The sequence below is a fragment of the uncultured Tenacibaculum sp. genome, from assembly GCF_947502995.1.
Lineage (GTDB): Bacteria > Bacteroidota > Bacteroidia > Flavobacteriales > Flavobacteriaceae > Polaribacter.
In genome coordinates this window covers 60,231-84,677 of the sequence record NZ_CANNBW010000011.1, presented here as the reverse complement: position 1 = coordinate 84,677, position 24,447 = coordinate 60,231, and the positions used below count along the sequence as shown (strand labels likewise).

27 protein-coding genes are annotated in these 24,447 nt (G+C 29.6%); 11 read left to right on the top strand and 16 right to left on the bottom strand.

Annotation, left to right across the window (positions count from 1 at the left end; translation table 11 throughout):
* Complete coding sequence (locus Q1A46_RS10585; protein ID WP_299677902.1) at positions 1-756, top strand: LytTR family DNA-binding domain-containing protein; 756 nt, start codon at positions 1-3, stop codon at positions 754-756.
* A 13-nt stretch (positions 757-769) separates the two neighbouring features.
* Here Q1A46_RS10585 and Q1A46_RS10580 read toward each other — a convergent pair whose 3' ends face one another.
* The gene (locus tag Q1A46_RS10580; RefSeq protein WP_299677899.1) at positions 770-1,378 is read right to left on the bottom strand and encodes a hypothetical protein; all 609 of its coding nucleotides are present in this window, start codon (positions 1,376-1,378) and stop codon (positions 770-772) included.
* Positions 1,379-1,441: 63 nt separating this feature from the next.
* Positions 1,442-1,975, bottom strand: coding sequence for a GNAT family N-acetyltransferase (locus tag Q1A46_RS10575; protein WP_299677896.1), 534 nt, complete (start codon positions 1,973-1,975; stop codon positions 1,442-1,444).
* Between the two features lie 98 nt (positions 1,976-2,073).
* Here Q1A46_RS10575 and Q1A46_RS10570 point away from each other — a divergent pair, with 98 nt between their 5' ends.
* Positions 2,074-3,090 (top strand): LacI family DNA-binding transcriptional regulator, encoded by a 1,017-nt coding sequence (locus Q1A46_RS10570; RefSeq protein ID WP_299677893.1) that lies wholly within the window; start codon positions 2,074-2,076, stop codon positions 3,088-3,090.
* On the opposite strand, the gene Q1A46_RS10565 is transcribed toward Q1A46_RS10570, so the two are convergent.
* Genes Q1A46_RS10565 through Q1A46_RS10555 form a run of 3 tightly spaced genes read right to left on the bottom strand, consistent with a single transcriptional unit; the run spans position 3,074 to position 5,015 of the window.
* Positions 3,074-3,628: a DUF1572 family protein gene (locus Q1A46_RS10565; protein WP_299677890.1), complete on the bottom strand. Its 555-nt coding sequence runs from the start codon at positions 3,626-3,628 to the stop codon at positions 3,074-3,076. The two genes, Q1A46_RS10570 and Q1A46_RS10565, sit on opposite strands and share 17 nt — an antisense overlap.
* A 35-nt stretch (positions 3,629-3,663) precedes the next feature.
* Positions 3,664-4,146, bottom strand: a complete 483-nt coding sequence (gene msrB / locus Q1A46_RS10560; RefSeq protein ID WP_299677887.1) for a peptide-methionine (R)-S-oxide reductase MsrB — start codon at positions 4,144-4,146, stop codon at positions 3,664-3,666.
* A 2-nt stretch (positions 4,147-4,148) separates the two neighbouring features.
* Complete coding sequence (locus tag Q1A46_RS10555) at positions 4,149-5,015, bottom strand: alpha/beta hydrolase (protein WP_299677884.1); 867 nt, start codon at positions 5,013-5,015, stop codon at positions 4,149-4,151.
* 111 nt (positions 5,016-5,126) lie between these two features.
* Between Q1A46_RS10555 and Q1A46_RS10550 the strand changes: the two genes are divergently transcribed.
* Together Q1A46_RS10550 and Q1A46_RS10545 are read left to right on the top strand one after the other, a co-directional pair.
* A complete protein-coding gene (locus Q1A46_RS10550; RefSeq protein WP_299677881.1) occupies positions 5,127-5,963 on the top strand; it encodes a M48 family metallopeptidase in 837 nt (278 codons plus the stop codon).
* A 68-nt stretch (positions 5,964-6,031) separates the two neighbouring features.
* On the top strand, positions 6,032-7,339 hold the full coding sequence (locus Q1A46_RS10545; protein WP_299677878.1) for an MFS transporter: 1,308 nt from the start codon (positions 6,032-6,034) through the stop codon (positions 7,337-7,339).
* A gap of 134 nt (positions 7,340-7,473) precedes the next feature.
* On the opposite strand, the gene Q1A46_RS10540 is transcribed toward Q1A46_RS10545, so the two are convergent.
* The 6 genes from Q1A46_RS10540 to Q1A46_RS10515 form a co-directional block, all read right to left on the bottom strand.
* Positions 7,474-8,031 carry a type 1 periplasmic binding fold superfamily protein gene (locus tag Q1A46_RS10540; RefSeq protein ID WP_299677875.1) on the bottom strand — a complete coding sequence of 186 codons (558 nt, stop codon included), beginning with the start codon at positions 8,029-8,031 and terminating at the stop codon, positions 7,474-7,476.
* 39 nt (positions 8,032-8,070) lie between these two features.
* The gene (locus tag Q1A46_RS10535) at positions 8,071-10,473 is read right to left on the bottom strand and encodes a TonB-dependent receptor domain-containing protein (protein ID WP_299677872.1); all 2,403 of its coding nucleotides are present in this window, start codon (positions 10,471-10,473) and stop codon (positions 8,071-8,073) included.
* 39 nt (positions 10,474-10,512) lie between these two features.
* Positions 10,513-10,836, bottom strand: a complete 324-nt coding sequence (locus tag Q1A46_RS10530; protein ID WP_299677869.1) for a hypothetical protein — start codon at positions 10,834-10,836, stop codon at positions 10,513-10,515.
* Positions 10,837-10,883: 47 nt separating this feature from the next.
* Positions 10,884-11,315, bottom strand: coding sequence for a hypothetical protein (locus Q1A46_RS10525; protein WP_299677866.1), 432 nt, complete (start codon positions 11,313-11,315; stop codon positions 10,884-10,886).
* Positions 11,315-12,658 carry an adenylosuccinate lyase gene (gene purB, locus Q1A46_RS10520; RefSeq protein WP_299677863.1) on the bottom strand — a complete coding sequence of 448 codons (1,344 nt, stop codon included), beginning with the start codon at positions 12,656-12,658 and terminating at the stop codon, positions 11,315-11,317. Before purB ends, Q1A46_RS10525 begins: the two co-directional genes overlap by 1 nt.
* Positions 12,659-12,730: 72 nt before the next feature.
* A complete protein-coding gene (locus tag Q1A46_RS10515) occupies positions 12,731-13,327 on the bottom strand; it encodes a Crp/Fnr family transcriptional regulator (protein ID WP_299677860.1) in 597 nt (198 codons plus the stop codon).
* Between the two features lie 77 nt (positions 13,328-13,404).
* Between Q1A46_RS10515 and Q1A46_RS10510 the strand changes: the two genes are divergently transcribed.
* The gene (locus tag Q1A46_RS10510; RefSeq protein ID WP_299677857.1) at positions 13,405-13,809 is read left to right on the top strand and encodes a group III truncated hemoglobin; all 405 of its coding nucleotides are present in this window, start codon (positions 13,405-13,407) and stop codon (positions 13,807-13,809) included.
* Here Q1A46_RS10510 and Q1A46_RS10505 read toward each other — a convergent pair.
* Positions 13,793-14,137: a hypothetical protein gene (locus tag Q1A46_RS10505; RefSeq protein WP_299677854.1), complete on the bottom strand. Its 345-nt coding sequence runs from the start codon at positions 14,135-14,137 to the stop codon at positions 13,793-13,795. The two genes, Q1A46_RS10510 and Q1A46_RS10505, sit on opposite strands and share 17 nt — an antisense overlap.
* 128 nt (positions 14,138-14,265) lie before the next feature.
* Between Q1A46_RS10505 and Q1A46_RS10500 the strand changes: the two genes are divergently transcribed.
* The 4 genes from Q1A46_RS10500 to Q1A46_RS10485 are packed head-to-tail and all read left to right on the top strand — an operon-like array spanning position 14,266 to position 17,705.
* Positions 14,266-16,281, top strand: a complete 2,016-nt coding sequence (locus tag Q1A46_RS10500) for a VWA domain-containing protein (protein ID WP_299677851.1) — start codon at positions 14,266-14,268, stop codon at positions 16,279-16,281.
* Positions 16,281-16,460, top strand: coding sequence for a CPXCG motif-containing cysteine-rich protein (locus tag Q1A46_RS10495; RefSeq protein WP_299677848.1), 180 nt, complete (start codon positions 16,281-16,283; stop codon positions 16,458-16,460). Before Q1A46_RS10500 ends, Q1A46_RS10495 begins: the two co-directional genes overlap by 1 nt.
* 8 nt (positions 16,461-16,468) lie before the next feature.
* Entirely contained in the window at positions 16,469-16,861 is a 393-nt protein-coding gene (locus tag Q1A46_RS10490) for an acyl-CoA thioesterase (RefSeq protein WP_095072394.1), read from the top strand.
* Between the two features lie 10 nt (positions 16,862-16,871).
* Positions 16,872-17,705, top strand: coding sequence for a prohibitin family protein (locus tag Q1A46_RS10485; RefSeq protein WP_299677843.1), 834 nt, complete (start codon positions 16,872-16,874; stop codon positions 17,703-17,705).
* 209 nt (positions 17,706-17,914) lie between these two features.
* Here Q1A46_RS10485 and Q1A46_RS10480 read toward each other — a convergent pair whose 3' ends face one another.
* The gene (locus tag Q1A46_RS10480; RefSeq protein WP_299677840.1) at positions 17,915-18,970 is read right to left on the bottom strand and encodes an endonuclease; all 1,056 of its coding nucleotides are present in this window, start codon (positions 18,968-18,970) and stop codon (positions 17,915-17,917) included.
* A 2-nt stretch (positions 18,971-18,972) separates the two neighbouring features.
* Entirely contained in the window at positions 18,973-20,184 is a 1,212-nt protein-coding gene (locus Q1A46_RS10475) for an RsmB/NOP family class I SAM-dependent RNA methyltransferase (protein ID WP_299677837.1), read from the bottom strand.
* 78 nt (positions 20,185-20,262) lie between these two features.
* Here Q1A46_RS10475 and Q1A46_RS10470 point away from each other — a divergent pair, with 78 nt between their 5' ends.
* Together Q1A46_RS10470 and recG are read left to right on the top strand one after the other, a co-directional pair.
* Positions 20,263-21,084, top strand: coding sequence for an SH3 domain-containing protein (locus Q1A46_RS10470; protein WP_299677834.1), 822 nt, complete (start codon positions 20,263-20,265; stop codon positions 21,082-21,084).
* 14 nt (positions 21,085-21,098) lie between these two features.
* Entirely contained in the window at positions 21,099-23,204 is a 2,106-nt protein-coding gene (recG, locus tag Q1A46_RS10465) for an ATP-dependent DNA helicase RecG (protein WP_299677831.1), read from the top strand.
* A 48-nt stretch (positions 23,205-23,252) separates the two neighbouring features.
* On the opposite strand, the gene Q1A46_RS10460 is transcribed toward recG, so the two are convergent.
* Complete coding sequence (locus tag Q1A46_RS10460) at positions 23,253-23,435, bottom strand: hypothetical protein (protein WP_299677828.1); 183 nt, start codon at positions 23,433-23,435, stop codon at positions 23,253-23,255.
* 91 nt (positions 23,436-23,526) lie between these two features.
* A complete protein-coding gene (locus Q1A46_RS10455; RefSeq protein ID WP_299677825.1) occupies positions 23,527-24,381 on the bottom strand; it encodes an alpha/beta fold hydrolase in 855 nt (284 codons plus the stop codon).
* Between the last annotated feature and the right edge of the window lie 66 nt (positions 24,382-24,447).

Below are 24,447 nucleotides of genomic sequence, written 5' to 3'. Positions count from 1 at the left end.
ATGAAAATAATAATAGTTGAAGATGAATCCTTAGCAGTAGAGAAACTAGAACGTTATCTTTTAAAGTACGACGGAACTATTGAAATTGCTTCGAAACTAGATAGTATTCAAAGCGCAGTAGAATTTTTTCAATCAGAAAATGAATTTGATGTTGTTTTTATGGATGTTCAATTAACAGACGGTCTAAGTTTTGAGATTTTTAATCAAACTAAGATTGATAAACCTATCATATTTGTTACAGCTTTTGATGAATACGCGATAGATGCTTTTAAAGTGAATAGTATAGACTATATTTTAAAACCCATTACATTCACTGATATTTCTAAAGCAATGACTAAATTAAAGTCAATGCAAAATCTTTTCAAAAAAACAGAAGCCGTATCTAATGTTGCTAAAGATTTAATTACAAGAAAATTTAAAGATCGCTTTTTAGTGAAATTAGGAAACCATATTCACTCATTAAAAACAGATGAAATTTCTTTGTTTTATGCTGAAGGAAGAACGGTGTATTTAGTAACCAATTCAGGAAAAAAATACATTTTAGATTTTAAGTTAGAAGATTTGGTGAAAGTTTTAAATCCTAAAAATTTCTTTAGAGTAAATAGAACATTTATAGTTGGAATAAATTCCATAAAAGATGTGTTAGTTTATTCCAATAGTAGATTAAAAATCATAACATCATTTCAACTCGAAAAAGAAATTATAGTAAGTAGAGAAAAAGTAGCTATTTTTAAAAACTGGTTTGAAGGAAATTGAAATTAACGAGCTATTAAATAGCTCGTTTTTTATGTCTTTTTATTCCTAAAATTAATCCGCCAATACTAACAGATAAAATACCAATCAACAGCAGTAAGAGATCTCTTCCATTTTTGATAAAACCAACACACATCATAATCAAAAGAAAAGCGAAACCCATAAAGGTCCAAATAGTATCTGATTCTAGTCTGTTTACATCTGGAAAATTTGGTTCTTTGTCTACTAATACTTTTAAGGTATCCCAATCCCAAACCAACAACAAAACATTAGCTAAAAGCATAAGTCCAGTTATAATTGGTGTTCCATTAAAATCATAAGAAACTGTAATCACAAAAACATTGGCTATCACAGGAAAAAATACAACAGCGCCTAGTTTAGAATAACGTTGTGTCATTAATAACAATCCTGCAATTAATTGTCCGACTCCTATAAATTTCCAATACAAACCAGATTGATATAAAGTTTCAAAAAAATGCCAAGACGTATTTATTGGGTTTTCTGCACCGCTAACGGAAGTAAATCGTCGTCCTTGAATTTTTTTCACACTGGCAAATACAAAAGCAAATCCTATTAAATACCTAGTGTATATAATAAACAACTGCGGTAATAGTTTATTTTTCATCTCTAATTTTTTACTTGGTTACTAAAAACGGAGACGAGTATGTTTAAACTTTGTTACAAGATGTTATTGTTTAATTTTATATAGAACACAAGATTCAAGATTAGGGTATTCTTTCAATAATGGATGATTAAAAGTATTAGCTTTTTGCATTCCTATTTTCTCCATTACCTTTATTGAAGGGATATTAATTGAAGGAGCAACAGAAACAATTTCAGATAATTTTAAAGTTTCAAATCCGTATGATAAACAACGTTTTGCGCCTTCAGTAGCGTAACCATTTCCCCAGAAATCAGGTAATAAACGCCAACCAATATCTGTAGAAGGATTAAAATCAGCTTCATAAGTTTGTAAAGAAAGCCCCACAAAACCAATAAATTCCTGAGTTTCTAATTTTTCAGTAGCGAAATAGCAATATTTATGAGTCTCAAATTGCTGTTGCATTCTTTTTATAAAATCTTCGCACTGTTCTTTAGAAGCTGTAGAAGGAAAAAAACGCATTACTTCAGTATTAGAGTTTAAGCGATGTAATTCATCTAGATCACTAGTTTTCCAATTTCTAAATCCTAAGTTTTCTGAAGTAAAGATGTAAGAGTTCATTTGGTATAATTTTATAATGGTGAAACCATATTTTTTTTGATCACAAAAAGCAAATTAATACATTTACGACCGAAGGAACCGAACAAATATTAATTTTTATGAAAAAAAGTATCACGCTAAAAGAGTTGGCAAAGATTCTTGATGTTTCTGCATCTACAGTTTCTAAAGCTTTAAATGATAGTTACGAGATTAGTGAAGCAACTAAGAAAAAAGTTGAAGAAGCTGCCAAAAGATACAATTACAGGCCTAATAGAGCAGCATTAAATTTAAAATCGGGAAAAACGAATACTATTGGTGTTGTTTTACCTAGTATTAAAGATTTCTTTTTAGTTAGAGCTTTAAGAGGTATTGAAAGTGTATTAGCGGATACAGATTACAATATTATTATTACTGTAACTAATGAATCTTACGAGAAGGAAGTAAAAGCAGTAGAAACATTAGTAAACGGATTGGTAGACGGTATTATTATAGCTGTTACAGAAGAAACACAATTAAAACAAGATTTTAGTCATTTAAGTGACATTTCAGATAATATTGATTTAATTATGTTTGATAGAGTTGATAATTCTGTAGCATGTGATAAAGTATTAGTTAATGACTTTGAAGCTGTACAAAAAGCAGTTCGACATTTAAAATTTAAAGGAGCTTCTAATATTGCATTAGCTTCATCGAATAAAAATTTAAGTGATGAAAATGCAAGATTATTAGGATATTTAGAAGCAATTAAAGACGATAAACAAGAACCTCTTATTGTTAAGGGAAATGAAATGTATATTGAAAATGAATTTCATGTTTTGTTTGATGAAGAAGCAGTCGATGGAATTATTGCTTTAGATGAAGAAGCTTCTTTAGCTGCCTATAGAATAGCAAGTAAAAGACAACTTTTAGAAGATAGAAAGTTGTTGATGATCGGTTATGCAGGTACTAAAATTTCTGAACATTTAAAACCAAGTTTAAGCACAATTGATCAACACGGAAAGCGTTTAGGAAGAACTACAGCAAAACAACTCTTAGATCGACTGAGTAAAAAAGATACATCAGCTAATAAAGCAACTGTAATTTATTCTTCTTTATGTGAAAGAGCAACAACGCAAACAATTATAAATCCTCTGTAAAGTGTTTACGCATTTTATCTTTTGAGAATTTTTCTTGATTGTATTGTTTTGAATTCCCTTTTGGAATTGATAAAGATTGCCATTTTTCGTTAGTTAGCATTTTTCCTAAAAATACAATTTGTCCTGTATGATAAGAATAATGACATAACTGACGATTGATTGCTTCTGTAACAGTATGACCATGATTTCTGATGTAAATAATTTTTTCTAAATCATTTGTATTAAGTGGAGTAATTGCATCAAATAAACATTGCCAACCTTGTTCCCAATAATCAATTACTTCTTTTTTAGTTGTGAATGAATTTTCAAATTCTTGATCTCTATTACGCCAATCTTTTTCACCATCTTCAGTTAAAAAGTTTGTCCATCTCGATAACATATTTCCCACCATGTGTTTTACTATAATTGCTATAGAATTTTCATGAGCATCGGCTATCCAAAAAAATTGATCATTACTAAGTTGATGAAACGTTTTATCTCCTAAACTTTTGTAATATTCAAATTGTTTGATAGCGCTATTTAAGTAAGAATTGGCCATAAAAAAAGAGTTGAAATTTCAACTCTTAATTTACGTTATATTTTTGAAGGAATAAATTTTAAAGCTACACCATTAATACAATCTCGCAATCCTGTAGTTTCTCTGGGCCCATCATTAAATCGATGTCCTAAATGTCCGCCACAAGTATTGCACTTAAGTTCTGTTCTGGCATAACCAATCTTATAATCTACATCAGTTTCAATATTGTCTTCAATAGCTTTGTCAAAAGAAGGCCAACCTGTTCCTGAATTAAATTTACGTTCCGATTTATACAAAGGAGTTTCACAACCTGCACAAACAAAAGTTCCTTTTTCTTTCAAGTAGTTAAATTCACTTGTGTTTGGTCTTTCTGTTCCAGCTTTTCTCAATACATAATACTGCATTGGAGTTAAAGCTTTTTTCCATTCTTGATCCGTTTTTTGAACTTTATATTTTTTCGATGAAGCTTTATCTTTCTGTGCAATAGATTCACAAGAAATTAAGGTTAATACAGCGAATAAAACAAATATTTTTTTCATACTTAAGAAATTATAAAATCAACAACTCTATTCATGGTTTCTTTATCACGTAAGATTTTTGTGTGTCCTAAACCTTGCGTAATTAAAATAGAACCTTGGTTTAAGTTTTGACGAATACTGTATGCACAACTTACAGCCACATCACCATCTAAAGAATCATGAACAACTAAAGCAGGTATATCTACTTGTTTTGCTGTTTCAGAGCTAGCATTTAAATCGATATCTCTACCTAATTTCTTATCATAATAATTTTTCATTCTTTTAGCAATCTTAGGTTTTATTGTAAGATTGTTAGTGAAATTCATTAGAATTTCACTGATAGTATCTCCAGAGCCAATAGATACAATTTTATTTGTTTTAAAACCATCTGCATATGCTGAATATAAAGACATTCCGCCTAAAGAATGACCAACAGCAGCTTCAAAAGGCCCGTGTTCTTTATTTATTTCATGAATAGCTTCAATAAATTCTGGCATTAATGTTGTTTTTCCTTCAGATTTCCCATGAGCAGGCGCATCAAAAGAAATTACCATATAACCTTTTTCTAATAATTTATCAGCAACCATAAACAACTGAGTACTTCTACCACACCATCCATGTACTAAAAGTACTTTTTTAGGGGAATATCCATAAGTTAATACATCAATCTCCCTATCAATCGAAGAAACTTTTAATCTGCTTTTTTGAGCACTCTCCCACATAGTTTTCTCTCGATTTGGTAAAGGAAATTTTATAGGAGTAGAAAATAATTTTAAAGAGAATTTTGTTACTAGGCTAGGGGATACAAATTGAATGAATCTGCTTATCTTCTTAATTTTGTTTGGTATAGGCATACTTGAAGGTAAGATTCTGTTCTGACTAGTTTCCATTAAAATATTTGATTTTTATGGTAAAGATAGAATTTGTATTTTTAATTTCATAGAAAGTGACTTTTACTTCGAAAATGAGTCATAACTTTGTAGTGTAAAAAATCATAACAGATGAGAAGAATATTAGTATTTATAGGAATAATGTCATTATTTATTCAGTGTGAAACTGTACCAATTACAGGTAGAAAAAGAGTGAATTTTGTTAGCGACTCTCAGGTTTTACCAATGAGTTTTCAGCAGTATGATGGTTTCTTAAAAGAAAATAAGAGCAAAATTATTAATAATACCAAACAAGCTCGAGAATTAAAAACAATTGGAAAAAATATAGCTGGAGCTGTAGATCGTTTTATGAGAGCCAATGAAATGACTTCTGAAGCTAATTCTTATCGATGGGAATTTAATTTAATTAATGATGAAACTATTAATGCTTGGTGTATGCCAGGTGGAAAAGTAGTTTTTTACACAGGAATAATGCCTATTTGCGCCAATACAAACGGAGTAGCAGCTGTAATGGGACACGAAGTAGCTCATGCATTTGCTAAGCATGGTCAAGAAAGAATGTCTTCTGCTCAAATGCAACAAATGGGAGGTTTAGCAGTAGCTTTAGGAACTGCAAATAGCAAACAACGTAATTTATGGAATATGGCTTACGGTGTTGGTTCTCAATTAGGAATGTTGAAATTTAGTAGAACTCATGAAACAGAGGCAGATAAATTAGGTTTAGTTTTTATGATAATGGCAGGCTATAAAGGAGAAGAAGCTATTTATGTATGGCAAAGAATGAGTGAAAATGCTAAGAAAACAGGAAGAAAAGCTCCTCCAGAATTTTTAAGTACTCACCCACACAATCAAACAAGAATTGCAGATTTAAAAGCTTATTTGCCAACTGCAAAACAGCTAGCAGCAAAGTATAACGCTCAAACAAAAAATATAGGAGTAAAAAAATAATACGATAACTTTTTAAGTATATTGCAAACCGTTCTTGTACAAGAACGGTTTTTTAATTTTTACACATTATGCAAACAATACAAGGAGATTCAAAAGTTATAAAAGCTTGGGCATTTTACGACTGGGCAAATTCAGTTTATTCTTTAGTAATCAGTACAGCAATTTTTCCGATGTATTATGATGCTGTTACCGAAGGTAATTTTGTAAAGTTCTTAGGGATAGAGTGGGAACATCCTAATTCTTTATATACATATGCATTATCGTTTTCATTTTTAATTGTAGCTATTATTTCGCCAATTTTATCTGGTATTGCTGATTACAGGGGAAATAAAAAGAGTTTTATGAAATTCTTTTGTTTGTTAGGAAGTTTATCTGTAATGAGTTTGTATTTATTTGAAGGCTTATCTACAACTTGGATTGGTATTATATCAAGTATTTTGGCAAGTATTGGTTTCTGGGGAAGTATTGTTTTCTACAATGCATACTTGCCTGAGATAGCGCATCCTGAAGATCATGATAGGGTAAGTGCAAGAGGTTTTATAAATGGATATATCGGCTCTATATTACTACTTCTTTTATGTTTATCGTTAGTAATGTTTCATGATTCTTTCGGGTTAACAGAAGGAGTGGCTACACGTTTATCTTTTGTAGTTGTGGGGGTATGGTGGTTAGGTTTTGCTCAAATAACTTTTAAAAGATTACCAAAAGATAAAAAAATACCAAAAGATCAATTAGAAGAAGGTTATTTATGGAAAGGCTTTCAAGAACTTAAAAAAGTATTGAAAGAAGTAAAAAAAGATCATCCAGTTTTAAAACGCTTTTTAATAGCTTTCTTTTTATTGAGTGTTGGAGTTCAAACAATTATTTTAACAGCTACTTTATTTGGTACGGCTGAATTAAAATTAGGGAAGATTAATTTAATAGGAACCATATTAATTATCCAAGTTTTAGCAATTTTAGGAGCTTTTCTTTTCTCTAGAATATCAGAAAAATTTGGAAATATAAAAGCGTTAACGATTACTATTATTGTTTGGATGTTCGTTTGTTTTGGGGCTTTCCTTTTACATAAAGACTTAAATAATATATTAGTTTATTTTTATTTATTAGGTGGAGTTTTAGGTTTAGTTTTAGGAGCTATTCAATCTTTAGCAAGATCAACGTATTCTAAATTAATACCAGAAACCGACGATCATGCTACTTATTTCAGTTTTTTCGATGTAACTGAGAAAATAGCTATTGTAACTGGAACTTTTGTTTACGGATTACTAAATGCTATTACAAATTCGATGCAATGGAGTGTTTTATCTTTAGCGATTTTCTTTTTAGCTTCATTAGTAGTTTTACTTAGTTTAAAAAAGACAAAGTATGTATCTTAAAATAGATGTCATTTTATTTGTAATAATTATAGATGACAATATTTTGAGTTGATTAAAATAAACTCATATAAATAAAAAAAAAGCTTCATAAGGAAGCTCTTTTTTTATTTGGTTGATTAATTCGTATGAACTAATTATTGAATAGTTACATTAAAAGTAGCTTCAATATCAGTTTCTCCACCTGCTTGCTCAACTAATCCGTTATTTGGCTTTGTAGGCTCATGCTTTAAAGTAACAGTAATAGTACCAGTACTTGCAGCTCCAGCAACAAGATTAAAGTTTAAACCTACTGGGTTATCGTTAGAGTCATTAGGAGCTTCGTAGTTAAATGCAATATTTGGTCCTACAGCAGTAAAAAAGAATTGGTGCTCATCAGCTTCTTCTTCGATTTCTTCTGTAATATCTTCAGCTGGACTTTCAGTTTCATTTAATATAACAATAGATCCGTTATATACAGTATTAGCAGCTAAAGTAGCATTAGCTGGAGTAATAACTGGAGCATTAGGTCCGTCACCATCTAAATCTTGAGTTTGTAATACAATTGCAGTACCACCACCATTAGGAGTTAATGTAATAGTCATTGTTGTAATTACTTCTTCTTCGTTTACTTGCTCAGGAGTTTCATCATCAGAACATCCAGTAAATACTAATGTAGAAATAAATAAGAATGCTAATAATTTGATTGATTTCATAATAATATAATTGTTTAATTTATTTAAGGTTCTATTTATTTAATAATTAATTTTTAATTGTAGTTTAAAATTTCTTCCTAAGTCGTCTGCAAAAAATCGTAATTGATTTAAGTAATTTCTATAGGAAGTATTTAAAACATTATTGACATATAAATTAATACCCATTTTCGTTTTGAACAGATTAAAGTTTAATCCTGTAGAAAAATTAAGCAGATGATATGCATCAGGAGGAGTACTAATGTCAACTAAAGCATTAGTGTTAGTAGTAGCTATAAATGTAGTAAAGTTATTATTTGGAAACTCATTTTGTCTCGCATTAAACTCACTTTCTAAAGTAGCGTAAAAATTATTCCAGTTTGCTTTATTATACTGTAAAGTATTAACTGTTTTAAATGCTGGAATATCTATTAAAGCTCTATTAGTACTAAGATCGTATCCTTTTATAAAAGAAGATCTGTTTCTAATTGAAAAATTATCATTAATTTGGTATGATAAATCGGTGTCTAAGCCAAATAAATTGGCTTTTATTTGTTTGTAAGACCATGTAACAAAAGCACCTCTTATGGTAGTTTCTGTTCCCGATGGTTCTAAATAAATAAAGTCATCGATAAAATTATAGAAGCCTTCGATAGAGGCTTTGAATTTCTCACCTGTATACTTATAGGTGCTAGAAATTCTATGGGAAGATTCTGGACGGATACGCAAATCTCCTAACTCGATCCTTGCTGCAGAGTGATGTAAACCATCACTAAATAATTCAGAAGGATTAGGAGCTCTGTTAGATAATCCATAGTTAAACAGTAAAGAGTTTTTAGGATCAAATTCATAAGACAAACCAACTGAAGCTGATAAATTATGATAATTAAAAGTTGGATTGGTTAAGAATTGTGTTCCTCTGTCTTCTAATATTATAGAACTAAAATCTTGATCATAATTAAGTGAATTCCATCTAGATTTTAAGTAAAACTTCTTTGCGTTAATATGGTTAAAGTCGTATCTGATACCTGATGAAAAAATTAAACCATTAAAAAAAATCAATTCAGATAAAGTATAAACTCCCACATTATACTTATCGTAATCAGGTATTAGTCGTCTTACCCCTGTTAAAGGGTCAGGAAAATTATTTTGATATCCGCCAGAAATCCCAATTTTGAATATCTTGTTCGGATTAGCATCAAACTTCATATCAGCTTTTATATTATGATTTTTTAGGGTAAGATCTAATGCCGCAATTGAATTACGACCACCACGCCTTATATCAAATTCTTTTCGCTGATTGTGTTGAAAATCATATTGTAATGTAAACTTTCCAAGCCCTTTAAATCGCTTGTAAAAGTTAGCTTTTATTATTTGGTGAGTTACATCTTGTTTAGGATTGTTAATGTCATAGCTAAAATCATTAATAACAGATGGTATTTCATTATTAATACTATTAACTAAATCAGACGTACTTCCAATGTGAGCCGCTCTTAGTATTCCTATTTCATTAGATACTCTACTATAAAAGATCTCAAATCCTTTGTCAAATCTTTTGAATCCACCGCTTAATGTTAAGCCTAGTGATTTTAAACCTGTGTTAGTTAAATTGTAATTAGCAGATTCAAAATCACCAGCTCTACGAAGTGATGCTTGGCCATTTACGAACCAACCTTTTTCAAAAGTTTTATGTAATGATGTACTTATTGAAGAAAGCCTACCATTTGTTTGTTGAGATACTATAGTTTTTCCGTATAAAGAATCTTTAAGAATAATTTTAGGAGGGTTAACAACAACAACACCTCCAATTGCATCACCACCATATTCAAGAGCATTTGCACCTTTAATTACAGAAATACTTCCAGCAGAACTAATATCTATATTAGGAGCATGTTCTACTCCCCAGTCTTGATCTTGTAATCTAACATTGTTTACAGATATAAGTACTCTACTACTATGTAGTCCGTTAATTATAGGTTTTACTATAGAATTTCCAGTATTTAATGAAGACACACCAGATACTTCTTTTAAGGCATCTCCTAAACTAGCATCACTGTATGCATCAATCGTTTTTTCTTTGATTAAAGTTTCTTGTGATGTTTTAGTTTTGATTCCTGTTAAAGATTTTACTTGAACTTCTTTAAGTTCTTCTATGTGATGCTCTAAATCAATAACCTTATATGTATCTTTAGTTAAATTGATTTCAATAGTTTGTGTATCACATGCCACATGAGAAATCTCTACGATTAATTTACCACTGCATAAATTCTTAAAGTTAAACTTACCATCTAAATCAGTGGCAGCATATCTATTAAGGTTTTTGATGTAAACAGTAGCATCAATTATAGGTGATTTATCATGAAAATCTTCTACAAGCCCAGAAAAAGTATATTTACAATTTTGACCTATTATTGAATTTGAAATTAAAAACAATAATACAATCAAAATATGGTGATTAGGTTTCATTATGATTGTTTAGTTTGAATTATTTGCTAATACGAATAATTAAACTAAAGCAGGTGGACCTCTTAGTGTAAAATTTAAGTTGAAAAATTGTTCAAGTGAAGTGTATTGACTATCAGGTTGGTCAATATCTTGTGTGTCTATGTAAGATATGAAGGCAAATTCGTTAGACATGAAACTGTTAAAATTGAACTCACAAGTTTCACAATCAACTTCATGTTCGTGTAAGTGTTTATCATCCTCAGACATACAAATCTCAGATTCCATATGGTCAGAATCTAAAGAATGCGCTAATTGTATTACTAATGGACTTAGTAATAAAAATAAGAGCATCCCTACGGATAAATATTTCTTAAACACCTTCATCAATTCGCAAATTAACTAGATTTATTTTAAATAACCAATTTATTAACTTAGTTTTTAATAGTTGATTTGCTAATGTACACAGTTCCTTTAGGTTTAAATTTAGAAAAACCTATTCTAGAAACGTAGTTGTAAGAAGAATCTGTAACCTTACTCATCTGTACATTAATAGGATCTTTATCTAATTCAGTCTTAGGGTTTTTCATTTTCAATGTATATGAAAAGTTGTTTCTCCAAGTAATAAATAAAGTATCTATTTTCTGTATTTCTTTTTCAATTACAGTACTATCTGTAGAAATCGTTACTTTTTTAGTGTAATATTCTATTTGTAAACTATCTTTTCTAACTATAATAGTTTTGCTGTAATTATTTCCAGCAGGAATTTCAAAAGTTCCGTATTTAAAACGTTCTGGATTTCCTTCTGTATTTATATTACAAGAAGTTAGTACTATAGCTAGAAAAGATAAGATTAAATATTTCATTAAATTCCAGTGTAATTTGATGGAGTAATTTGTTTTAGTTCAGATTTTATGGCATCTGAAACTTCTAAAGTATCTATAAAATTAGCAATAGATTGTTGCGTAATTTTTTCATTAGTTCTAGTTAAACCTTTTAAGGCTTCATAAGGGTTTGGATATGCTTCTCTACGCAAAATAGTTTGAATCGCCTCAGCAGCAACAGCCCAGTTGTTTTCTAAATCATCTTCAAATTTTTGTTGATTTAGTAATAACTTATTTAAACCTTTTAAAGTAGCTTTAAAAGCAATTAAAGTATGTCCGAAAGGAACACCAACATTACGTAAAACTGTACTATCTGTTAAATCACGTTGCATACGAGAAACAGGTAATTTAGCAGCTAAATGCTCAAAAATAGCATTAGCAATACCTAAGTTTCCTTCAGAGTTTTCAAAATCAATTGGATTTACTTTATGCGGCATTGCAGAAGAACCTACTTCACCTTTTTTAATTTTTTGCTTGAAATAATCCATTGAAATGTATGTCCAAATATCACGATCCAAATCAATAAGAATAGTATTCACACGTTTCATAGCGTCGAATAAACTAGCCATATGATCGTAATGCTCAATTTGTGTAGTTGGAAAAGAGTGGTGTAACTCTAAAACTTCTTCTACGAATGAAGTTCCAAAAGCTTTCCAATCAATATCAGGATAAGCAACTTTATGAGCGTTATAATTTCCTGTAGCTCCACCAAATTTAGCTGCATTTGGTATGTGTTGTAAGAATAATATTTGCTGATTAATACGTTCTACAAAAACGAATAATTCTTTTCCTAATCTTGTAGGAGAAGCTGGTTGGCCATGTGTTCTGGCTAACATTGGAATATTTTCCCATTCATTTGCTAAATCAGCTAATTTAGAAGTTAAACTATCTAATGTAGGAAAATATACTTCTTCAACAGCATCTTTAATAGATAAAGGAATTGCTGTGTTGTTAATGTCTTGAGAAGTTAAACCGAAATGAATAAATTCTTTGTATTGCGATAAGTTTAATGCATCAAATTTTTCTTTGATAAAGTATTCAACGGCTTTAACATCGTGATTTGTTACACTTTCTATATCTTTAATCTTTAAAGCATCTTCTGCATTAAAATCAGTATATATTTTACGTAATTCAGGATATAAATCTTTATTAATATCTTGTAATTGAGGTAAAGGAATTTCACATAAAGCGATAAAGTATTCTATTTCTACTTTAACTCTGTATTTGATAAGTGCTTCTTCAGAAAAATAATTTGCTAGTTGATCTACTTTGTTTCTATATCGACCATCGATAGGAGAGATGGCATTTAATGTAGTTAAACTCATATTAGTGTGTTGTGTTCAAACGACAAAAATAGAAAATCCAAATAGTATTTTTTGTATAATTAGATCTTTATTTTAACGATAAACCTTTCTATTTTCAATTTTTACTTCTCCTTGTTTTTCAAGTTGCTTTATAGTACGTATTACGGTTTCTACTCGTAAGCCTAAAATGTCTGATATTTGCTGACGTGTATAGTTTATTTTTAATGTGAATTTTCCTTCTTGTTTAAAAACATCGTTTTTTAGATAATCGAAAAACCTTAAAATTCGATGTGATGGTTCTTGACTAGAAATTTCTGAAGCAATTATGGCTTTGTAGTATAATCTTTTTGCAAGGCTTTCTGTGATTTTAAAATGTACTTCTTTATTGTTTTGGAGTAATTCGTAGAACTTTTCTTTCGGTAAAATATAAATTGTACTTTTTTCTATAGCAGTTGCATTTGCAGGATATTTAACATCAATGAATAAAGGCGGTTCACCAAAACTTTGTCTCTTGTAAAAAATACCTTGAATGAATTCTTTAGCATCATCATTAAAGTTATTCATTTTGATAATTCCATGTTTAACTTGATAATAATTTCTAGCAAATTCTCCCTCTGAAAAGATAATCTCATCTTTATCAAAAGTTTTCAAAGTAGCATTATATTCAATTAAAAGTGTTTCAGGTATCATAATGTTATGACTATAATCATAAAGTTTAATTGTACTAAAGATATAATTTTACCACAGTAATTTATATATTTCGATCAATGAATAAAAAAGAAATAGTTAATCGAGCAGATGTTTATTTATTAGTTTCTTCTTTTTATGATAAAATAAAAAAAGATGAAATTATAGGACATTTTTTTCTCAATGCAATTCCTGAAAGTGAATGGAATAATCATTTAGAACATTTAACTGATTTTTGGGAAACTAATTTGTTTTTTGTTCGAAAATTTAAAGGAAATCCAATTGAGAAACATAGAGATGTAGATGAAAATTCTAACTTTAAAATTTCTCAGGAACATTTTGGTAGATGGTTGCAATTATGGTTTACTACAATTGATGAATTATTTATTGGAGAAAAAGCTCATCAAGCTAAAGAAAGAGCACGAAATATAGCTTCTATGCTCTTCTTTAAAATTTATGAAAATAAGCCTAAAAATATAGGGTAATTAATTGCATTAGAATTAAAACAATATTAGTTGTAATACTAATAATTCCTGCCCAGGCTACATATTTAAATGGACTTTGACTAAATGCAGTTGCATTTGTTCCCATAGCTGTTACTAAAGCTAATGCTAAATAAACAAAAGAGAATTGATGATGTATAGCTAATGCAGCTGTAGCAGAAGCGATCATTGTGCTTATCATGATAAATAATACAGTGATTCCAAAAGCATTCTCTTGTTCAGCTTTAATTTTATTGTTGATTAAGTCAATAATATTAGTAGACTTTGTGTAAGTAATATTTTGAATTGTGGTGTTATCTGTTGTGATCATAATATTTAATTTTAATACAAAGCTACTTTCAGAAAAGTTAAAATTTTATGACCAAAATCATATTTAGGAAGATTTCAAATAAATTATGTTAAAGGTTATTCATATCTTCACAATTCAAATTTTTTAATGTGCAAACAGAAACTCTAGTTTATATCATTTTAGCTTTATTAGTAAGTTTAGGTGTTGGCTTTTTTCAATATTTCTTTAAAGTAAAAAAGACACCAAAAATTACAGTTTTATTATTCTTTTTAAGAGTTTTAAGTGTTTTCTTAATTCTATTATTATTAATAAATCCGAAAATAGAATTAACAACCACTAAAAATGTAAAACCATCATTGTCTGTTTTGGTTGATAACTCATCATCAACTCAATTTTTTAAAGAAACTGATTTTGTGAATTCTTTTGTAGAAGATTTAAAAAAGAATGATGCTGTTAATGATAAGTTTGATGTTGAATTTTACACATTTGGTAATCAGGTTGAAAAATTAGATAGTGTAACTTTTTCTGATAAAAACACGAATATTACTAAGGCTATAAAGTCTATCAATGAGTTACAAAAGAACAATGAAGGAACTATAGTTTTACTTTCAGACGGAAACCAGACTTTAGGTGAAGATTATGAGTTTTTGAATTCTCAAAAAACTGTTTATCCTGTTGTGTTAGGAGATACCATTCAATATCAAGACATTAGAATAAGTCAACTAAACGTAAATAAGTATAGTTATTTAAATAATAAATTTCCGGTAGAAGCTTTCATTAATTATGAAGGAAGAGCACAAGTGAAATCTATTTTTTCTATTTATAAAAGAGGAACAAAAGTTTTTAGTAAAACTGTTGAACTATCACCAAATAAAAAGTCGACTGTAATTACTGCGGAATTAAATTCAGATAAAGAAGGAATTCATTATTATTCTGCGTCATTAACTAAGTTAGATAAAGAGAAAAATGTAAGAAATAACACAAAGAATTTTACAGTAGAAGTAATAGATGAGCAATCTAAAGTTTTAATACTTTCTTCAATTGTTCATCCTGATTTAGGTGCGCTTAAAAAATCTATAGAAAGTAATAAGCAAAGAAAATTAGAACTTGTTCAAGTAAATGAATTTAAAGGAGATTTAAAAGATTATCAATTAGTCGTTTTTTATCAACCTAATGCATATTTTAAAAAGTATTTACAAGAAAGACAATCTAATTTTCTTTTAGTAACAGGCTCTAAAACGAATTGGGATTTAATTAATTCTTTAGGGTACAGTTTTAATAAAAAAGTAATTAATCAAACAGAAAATTATCGCCCGGTTTACAATACTAACTTTCTAACCTATTTACAGGAAGATATTGGTTTTGATGGTTTTCCGCCACTAAAAGATAAATTCGGATCAATTGCAATTAAAGAACATAGTCCATTACTATTTCAAAGATTAAAAGGAATAAATACTTCCAATCCTTTATTAACGACTTTTGAAAAAAATGATACAAAATATGCTGTACTTTTTGGAGAAGGAATCTGGAAATGGAGAGCTTCTAGTTTTATAAGAGAAAATTCTTTTGAAGTTTTCGACGAGTTTTTAGGAAACTTAGTTCAATATTTAGATTCAAATAAAAAGAGAAGACGTTTAGATGTAAAACTAGACAATTTGTATTTAGCTAATGATAAGATTAATGTTTCAGCTTTATATTTGGATAAAAATTACAAGTTTGATAATAGAGCTTCTTTAGAGATTCTAGTGAAAAACGAGGAAACAAAAGAACAGAAAGTATATCCTTTTTCTTTGATGAACAGTTCTTATAAAGTAAGTATCGAAGGTTTAGATTCTGGAGATTATACTTATCGAGTAAATGTACTTGGGCAAACTGTATCTAAATCAGGAAAGTTTAAAGTTGCAGATTTTCAAATAGAAGAACAATTCTCCAATGCAAATCATAAAAAACTAAACGTTTTAGCAGAAAATTCTGAGGGGAAATTGTTTTTTAAAGATCAAAAAGAAGTATTACTACAAGATTTAGTAGCGAATGAAAAGTTGGTTACAATTCAAAAGTTAGAAAAGAGAGAACAAGATCTAATTAATTGGAAATGGATTTTGTTTTTAGCAATTGCTTTATTAGCAATAGAATGGTTTACACGAAAAATCTTTGGTAAAATTTAATGAAAGAACATTTTTTTCAATGTCCGTATTGTTGGGAGGAAATCTCAATGTTATTAGATCCAAGTTTATCAGAAACATATATTGAAGACTGTGAAATTTGTTGTAACCCTATTCAAATTACTACTCAGTTTGATGATGGAGAATTAGTCGGTTTTCAAGCAATTAATATAGAACAATAGAATAGTTTATGAAATTTCATACAAGAAAATGGGTGAAACCCGAAGATTTAAATCCTAATGGAACATTATTCGGAGGAAGATTATTACAATGGATAGATGAAGAAGTTGCTTTGTATGCAATTATACAATTAGAAATTCCAAGAACAGTAACAAAGTTTATGTCGGAAATAGATTTTGTAAGTTCTGCTCGTCAAGGAGATATTATTGAAATTGGAATTGATGTAGTAAAGTTTGGAAGAACTTCAATTACTTTAGGTTGTAAGGTGCGAAACAAACTTACAAGGAAAGATATTATTACAATTGATAAAATTATTATGGTAAGTTTAGATGATGAAGGAAATCCTGTGCCACATGGAAAAACTAAAATAGAATACGTTAAAGATAGATTAGAAAAAAAATAAATTTAAAATTATGAATAATAGACAACCAAATTTAAATTTTCCTAAGCGAGGAATATTATTAATACCAATAGCATTTGTATTAATGATTTTCATAGCGAAATCAACAGAAACAATTAACTCTGGAAAAGCGGGTGTTTTATATAAAACCTTTGGAGGTGGAGTAGTTGTAGATGAACCTTATATGGATGAAGGTTTTCACTTTGTATTGCCATGGAATAAAGTTTACGTTTACGAAGTAAGACAACAAGAATTGTTTGAGCAAATGCAAGTATTATCTTCAAACGGATTAGAGATACGATTGGATGCTTCTGCTTGGTATCAGCCACAGATTAATAATTTAGCAAGATTACATAAAGAAAAAGGAGAAAATTATTTAGATCGTGTAATTAAACCAGCAATTAGATCTGCTGCTAGAAGTGTAGTTGGACGTTATACTCCAGAGCAATTATATTCAAGTAAGAGAGATGTAATTCAACAAGAGATTTTTATTGAAACTAAGAAAATTTTAGACAAACAATATATTCAATTAAATGAAGTTTTAGTTCGTGATGTAGAATTACCTCCAACAATTAAAAATGCAATTGAACGTAAATTAAAACAAGAGCAAGAAGCATTGGAATATGAATTTAGAATTGCTAAAGCTAAAAAAGAAGCTGAAAGACAACGAATAGATGCTGAAGGTAAAGCCGCTGCAAACCGTATTTTAAGTGCTTCTTTAACGGATAAGATTTTACAAGAAAAAGGAATCGAAGCTACATTAAAGTTATCGGAGTCTTCTAATAGTAAAGTGGTATTAATTGGTTCTGGAAAGAACGGAATGCCTATAATTTTAGGAAATCAATAAGAGAACTTCTTAAAAAAAAGTTAATTCAATTTCAAAAGCGTAACTAGATTGGTAATTGGTCGTCTTATATGTAATTACTTCCTGTAAGTTAGTGATTAGTTAGTTTTTGATAGTTGATTGAAAAGCCCAAGGAATTCACCTTGGGCTTTTTTACATTTATAATCTAAATCTATACAAAAAAAGACACCCGTTAGAGTGCCTTTTCTAAATTAATTTATAATAATCTTCTTTATAGTAAACTTATTATTGTTTTTAATTTTTAAGAGATAAATTCCGCTATTTAAATTTTCAATGTCAAAAGCTTTATCATCAAAATTAGGATTCTTTTTAGCGTAAACTTCTTTTCCTAAAATAGAATATACTCTAATATCATTAATTTCAGATTCGTTAGAGAAAATAGTAATTTTACCGTTAACTGATGGATTAGGGAATACACGAGCTTTTAAGGTTTGTTCCTCAGAAATACTAGCTGTTGCCCATCTGTTTTCTGCTACAGGTCCACCCCAAATTTGAGTTGCTAAATTCGGATTGTCAATAAAAGGATTTCTATTTCCCTGTGCATAGGTGTTGGCTGTATCACCATGATAAGTGTTTCTATTATCTTCAATTTCAGAAACTGGATCTTCAGCATTCCATTTTAAAAATAAATCGATCATGTCATCAGGTGTACTAGCAGAACTCCCAATTCCAACTACTGTAGGTAAACATCTATCTCCATAACGTAAATACATATACATCATCATTCTGGCTACATCACCTTTCCATTCATCACCAGGATACCAACCACCATTTACTCTTCGAGAGTTTCCTGAGCTTTCTACAAAAGCTAAATTTCCTCTATCTCTATTATGATCTACATCAGATGGACGTAAACTATGTGCATCAGTTCCTGCTCCAGGTGAACGTGTAGATAATGAAGGGTTAGCTAAACTTCTAGGATATACGTGTTCTCTATTCCATTCACCAGCATCACCACCGCTAAGGTTTATACCTCTTGTTCTCGCAGTTATGCCAGAAGTACTATATCCATAAATTAAAATAACTTCATTAGCATTTTCTGGATTGACATCTGTTTTTCTAGATGCTTCCCAAACGCCAGGAGTATATACTAAAAAGTTAGTGTGAGTAGATGTGATTTTAGATGCTAATTCGTCTTTTAAGGCCAAACCAGATTTAGTTAAATCTACATCATTGTAATAACTCTGTTGTGAGAATCCAACAAAAGAGTAAATAAATAAGATTAAAAAGAATAGTTTTTTTGTCATAATTACTTTTTTTCTAATAACGCCATATAAAAACCATCAAATCCAGAAATGTGAGATAATACTTTCTTATCATGCACAAAAGTAAAATCTTTTCCTGCGTCTGATGCTAAGAAAAATTCGACTTGTTGTTGATTTTCTGATGGTAAAACAGAACAAGTAGCGTATACTAATTTTCCGCCAGATTTAACCATTTTAGAATAACTCTGTAATACTTCTTGCTGAACATTTTTAATGTTATCTAAAAACTCAGGTTGTAATTTCCATTTACTATCTGGATTTCTACGAATTACACCTAATCCAGAACAAGGAGCGTCAATTAAAACACGATCTGCTTTATTGTAAAGTTTTTTAATAGCTTTTGTAGAGTCAATTACTCTAGTGTCGATATTATGAACACCATTTCTACGAGCTCTAACTTTTAGTTTTTTCAATTTACTTTCATAAATATCCATGGCAATAATTTGCCCTTTATTTTTCATTAAAGAAGCAAGGTGTAATGTTTTACCTCCAGCACCAGCACAAGTATCTACTACTTTCATACCTGGTTCAACTTCTAAATAAGAGGCAACTAATTGAGAAGAAGCATCTTGAACTTCAAAAAATCCTTTTTTGAAACTTTCTGTTTTAAATACATTAGCTCGTTCTACTAACTTTAATGCATCAGGATATCCTTTTATAAATTCAGTATCAATACCTTCAGATTGTAATTTACTTCTTAGATTTTCTTTAGTAGTATTTAAAGTATTAGTTCTTAAAATAACTTCAGCTTGCTTGTTTAAAGAAGCAATTTCTTTAGTCCATACTTCTTCACCTAGTTCACTTAAGCAAACATCATCAATCCAATCAGGAATAGATTCTCTAAACTTTCTGATTTTTGATAATTCATCAAATTTTCCTTTGATTCTTCTATTTGGAGTAGGTTCAATTTGGTTCCAATCTGGTAATTGAATACCGCGTAAAACACACCAAACTGAAAACAAACGCCATAAATCTTGACGTGAGAAAGGTTCTTTTACATTAGCTATTTCTGCGTATAATCGTTTCCAACGAACAATTTCATAAATAGTTTCAGCAACAAATTTACGGTCTCTAGCGCCCCAGCGCTTGTCTCTTCGTAAAGCTGTTTCAACACCTTTATCAGCATAAACACCTTCGTTGAAAATGTCTCTTAGACTGTCTATTACAGCAAAAACTAAATTTCTATGTAGTCTCATTCGTTTTATTTTGGGCTGCAAAGATACTACGATTTATTGGGTTTTTGTATTTTCGTGTAAAAACTTAAAACTTTGTCTATGAAAGTGCTGAATTATTTATTCGTTTTGTTTAGTGTATTAAATGTTTTTTCTCAAGAAGGAAAGTATATAGGAATGTATGGTGAACGTTTTAAAATTAATGAAACTGTAATGTTATTTGGTGATAATGTTCGTTTAAGAGAAGAACCAAATATGAATGCTAAAGTTTTAAAAACTTTAAAAATAGGAGAGGAAGTTACAGTTTTAAGTTCTGGAATAGAAGATGAAAAACCAATACCTGATAATGAAATAGTTTGGGAATGGTATAAAGTTAAATATAAAAACATAGAAGGATATGTGTATGAAAGTTTATTGTCTTTAGATTATAAAGTTTATGATAAAGACCTTTATTTGGTGTCTATTAGAAAAGATAAAAACAAAAATGATAAAGTTGTAGTTAGGTTATTTAATAAAGAAACTAATAAATATGAAGAAAATTCAAGTTTTTTAGGAAGTGCAACAACTTTTAAAATTAGAGTATTTGGAAATAAAGGATTGAAGAATATTAAGTCTATTTTTTTAGTAGATGCTATAGCTGAAGCTTGTGGAGTAGATGGTGGGGGAGTTTATTGGTTTAATGATGGAAGCTTAAAGAAAGGTATTGCATTTTCTAGTTTTGCTGATGGAGGTTCTTGGTTCGAGGAAAAAATAGTATTTCCAAATGATAAAGAAGGGGTAGAAGATAAAATTGTTTTTATTAGAGAAGTAGGTGAAACTATTGATTATAAAAAAGATTACATTAAAAAGACTGTTGAATCTTGTGCTTTTGATTGGGAAGGAGAAGAAATTAAATTTGAGATTGAAGACAAAAAAGATCATTAACTTTTAATTATTGAATGAACTTAAATCAACCAGTTACATATATTAAGGGGGTTAGCGTTGCAAGAGCAGAATTGTTGTATTCTGAGTTAGGAATAAAAACCTGTAATGATTTTTTGCACTTATTCCCAAATCGTTATATTGATAAAACTCAGTTTTACACCATCAATCAATTACATCAGAATAGTTCAGAAGTTCAGGTAGTTGGTAAAATTACAGGAATTAAAACTGTAAAACAGAAAAGAGGAAGTAGATTAGTTGCAACATTCGCTGATGCAACTGGTACAATGGAATTAGTTTGGTTTAAAGGTGTAAAATGGATTAAAGACAGTTTAAAAGTAAACACACCTTATGTAGTTTATGGAAAATTAAACTGGTTCAAAGGAACTGCAAACATGGCGCATCCTGAAATGGAATTAGTATCTGAATATAAAAGTAAGATACAAATGGCAATGCAACCTGTTTATCCTTCTACCGAGAAATTATCAAATAAAGGTGTTAGTAATAAAGTCATGAGAACCATGATTCAAAATTTATTACAACAATCTTTTGATAGTATAGAAGAAACATTTACAACTGATTTTAGAACTGAAAATCAGTTATTACATAAAAAAGAATCGATTCTTAACATACATTTTCCTAAAAGTCAAGAATTATTAGCAAAAGCACAATATCGATTAAAATTTGAAGAACTGTTTTATATTCAATTACAGTTGTTAGTAAAAAAACTAATCAATAAATCGAGAATTAAAGGATATGTTTTTGAAAATGTAGGAGAGCAGTTTAATACCTTTTACAATAATCATTTACCTTTTGACTTAACAAATGCTCAAAAAAAAGTATTAAAAGAGATTAGAAAAGATACGGGAACTGGTGCACAAATGAATCGTCTCTTACAAGGAGATGTTGGATCGGGTAAAACTATAGTTGGACTTTTAGTGATGTTATTAGCAATTGATAATGGTTATCAGGCAACAATAATGGCTCCTACAGAAATTTTGGCAAATCAGCATTACAATGGAATAAAAGAGTTACTTGCTAATACTACCATTAATGTGGAGTTATTAACGGGTTCTACCAAAACAAAAAAACGAAGAGAGATTCATGAAGGTTTAGAAAATGGATCACTCCATATTTTAATAGGAACACATGCTATTTTAGAAGATAAAGTTCAATTTAAAAAATTAGGGTTAGCAATTATAGATGAACAACATCGATTTGGTGTTGCACAAAGAAGTAAACTTTGGAAAAAAAGTGAGATTGAAGGAGTTCCACCACATGTTTTAGTTATGACTGCAACTCCAATTCCTAGAACTTTAGCAATGTCTGTTTATGGAGATTTAGATGTTTCTGTGATAGATGAACTACCTCCAGGAAGAAAAGCTGTAAAAACAGTACATCGATACGATAGTCATCGTTTAGGAGTATTTCGATTTTTAAAAGATGAAATAGAGAAAGGAAGACAAGTGTATGTAGTTTATCCATTAATTCAAGAGTCACAGGCTATGGATTATAAAGATTTAATGGATGGTTACGAAAGTATTGTTCGAGAATTTCCGTCACCAAAGTATCAAATTAGTATTGTACATGGGAAGATGAAACCTGCAGACAAAGATTATGAAATGGAACGTTTTTTAAGAAAAGAAACTCAAATTATGGTGGCTACCACTGTTATTGAAGTTGGTGTAAATGTTCCAAATGCATCTGTAATGGTTATCGAAAGTTCTGAGCGTTTTGGTTTAAGTCAATTGCATCAGTTACGTGGTAGGGTAGGTAGAGGAGCAGAACAGAGTTATTGTATTCTATTAACCGGAGTAAAATTGTCTTCTGATGCCAAAACTAGAATTAAAACCATGGTAGAAACTTCTGATGGATTTAAAATTGCTGAAGTAGACTTAAAATTAAGAGGACCAGGAAATATTATGGGAACACAACAAAGTGGTGTTTTGAATCTTAAAATCGCAGATGTTGTAAAAGATAGTCCGATTTTATATAATGCTCGACAATGTGCTATAAAAATATTAAATGACGATCCTGGGCTTAAAAAAGAAGAAAACGCTTTGATGTTAAAACGACTTACATCTTTACAACGTACCAGTGGGATTTGGAGTAATATAAGTTAATAAAAAACTCCGCCAATAGGCGGAGCTAATCATACTCTTTTATGTTTTTTAGTTAGGAACACAAGTTCCGTAAAAAGAACCATATCTTTTTACACAAGAAAAGTCTCCAGGAAAAGCATAAGGAATACTTTCCCAGCAATCTCTATGCGTGTTACAAAAAATGTTTGTGTAACCACCATTGATACTTTTTTGCTGTTCTTTCGTTAATTTTTTTCCTAAGTTTTTTAACATAATAGAAGGTTTTGGTTAAATAATTTTATGAATAACTAATATACAAAACTTAAGCTATTAAGAATTAATTCTACTTTAAATTATTTTCTTTTTATTTCATTATTAACGTAACCCATTCATCAGGAGTTTCAAGCATAGGAAAATGCCCTGAATTATTAAGAGTGTATAATGTGTTATTTTGTATTTCTTTATGAAGTAATTCAGCCATTTTGTAAACAGCTACCGGATCATTTTTAGGCCAAACTATTTTAGTTGGTATAGTCGTTGTTTTTAAAGCTCCAATCCATCTATGCCAGAAAAAATAACGTTCATTAATGTAGTTGGATAATTTATGAATTACAGCTTTACCATCATTATGAGTAAGTTGTAGCCACATTTCTTTGAGTTCTTCGTTGGTTACTTTATTTTTGTCGAAATAAACATTTCGTATGTTTTTAGAAAAAATGAACTCGTTAGATAGTTTAGCAACGTGTTTACCAGTAAGTTTGTTCTTTAATAATTTTTGAATCAATCGTAGTTGCGAAAGTTCAATATGTACGCTTCCATTGCATAAAATGAATTCTTCAATAGTAATATCAATTTGTTTTTTATTAAGACGAGCAATTATTTCTGTAGCTACGCTAGTACCGTAATCATGAGCGAGTAAAGTAAATTTAGAAACACCAAGTTGTTTCCATAATGCTAAGGCAACATCAGCTTGTTCAATGAGAGAATAGGAATAATCTAAAGGTTTGTCAGAGAAACCATAGCCCAAATGATCGTGAACAATAACTCTATATTTTTTAGTAAGTTGATTTAAAACTTTATAATAATCATAAGATGAAGTCGGATAACCATGCAAAATAACTAATATTGGTTTGTCTTTTTCACCAGCATCTACAGTGAAAATTTTATGATTAAAAACAGTTCTAAATTCACCTTTTTTTAGCCACTCATTTGAAGTCATAATCTTATTTAAAAATATGTAAACAATGTAGTGAATTTTGCTTAGTTTTGATATAATAAAATCTTT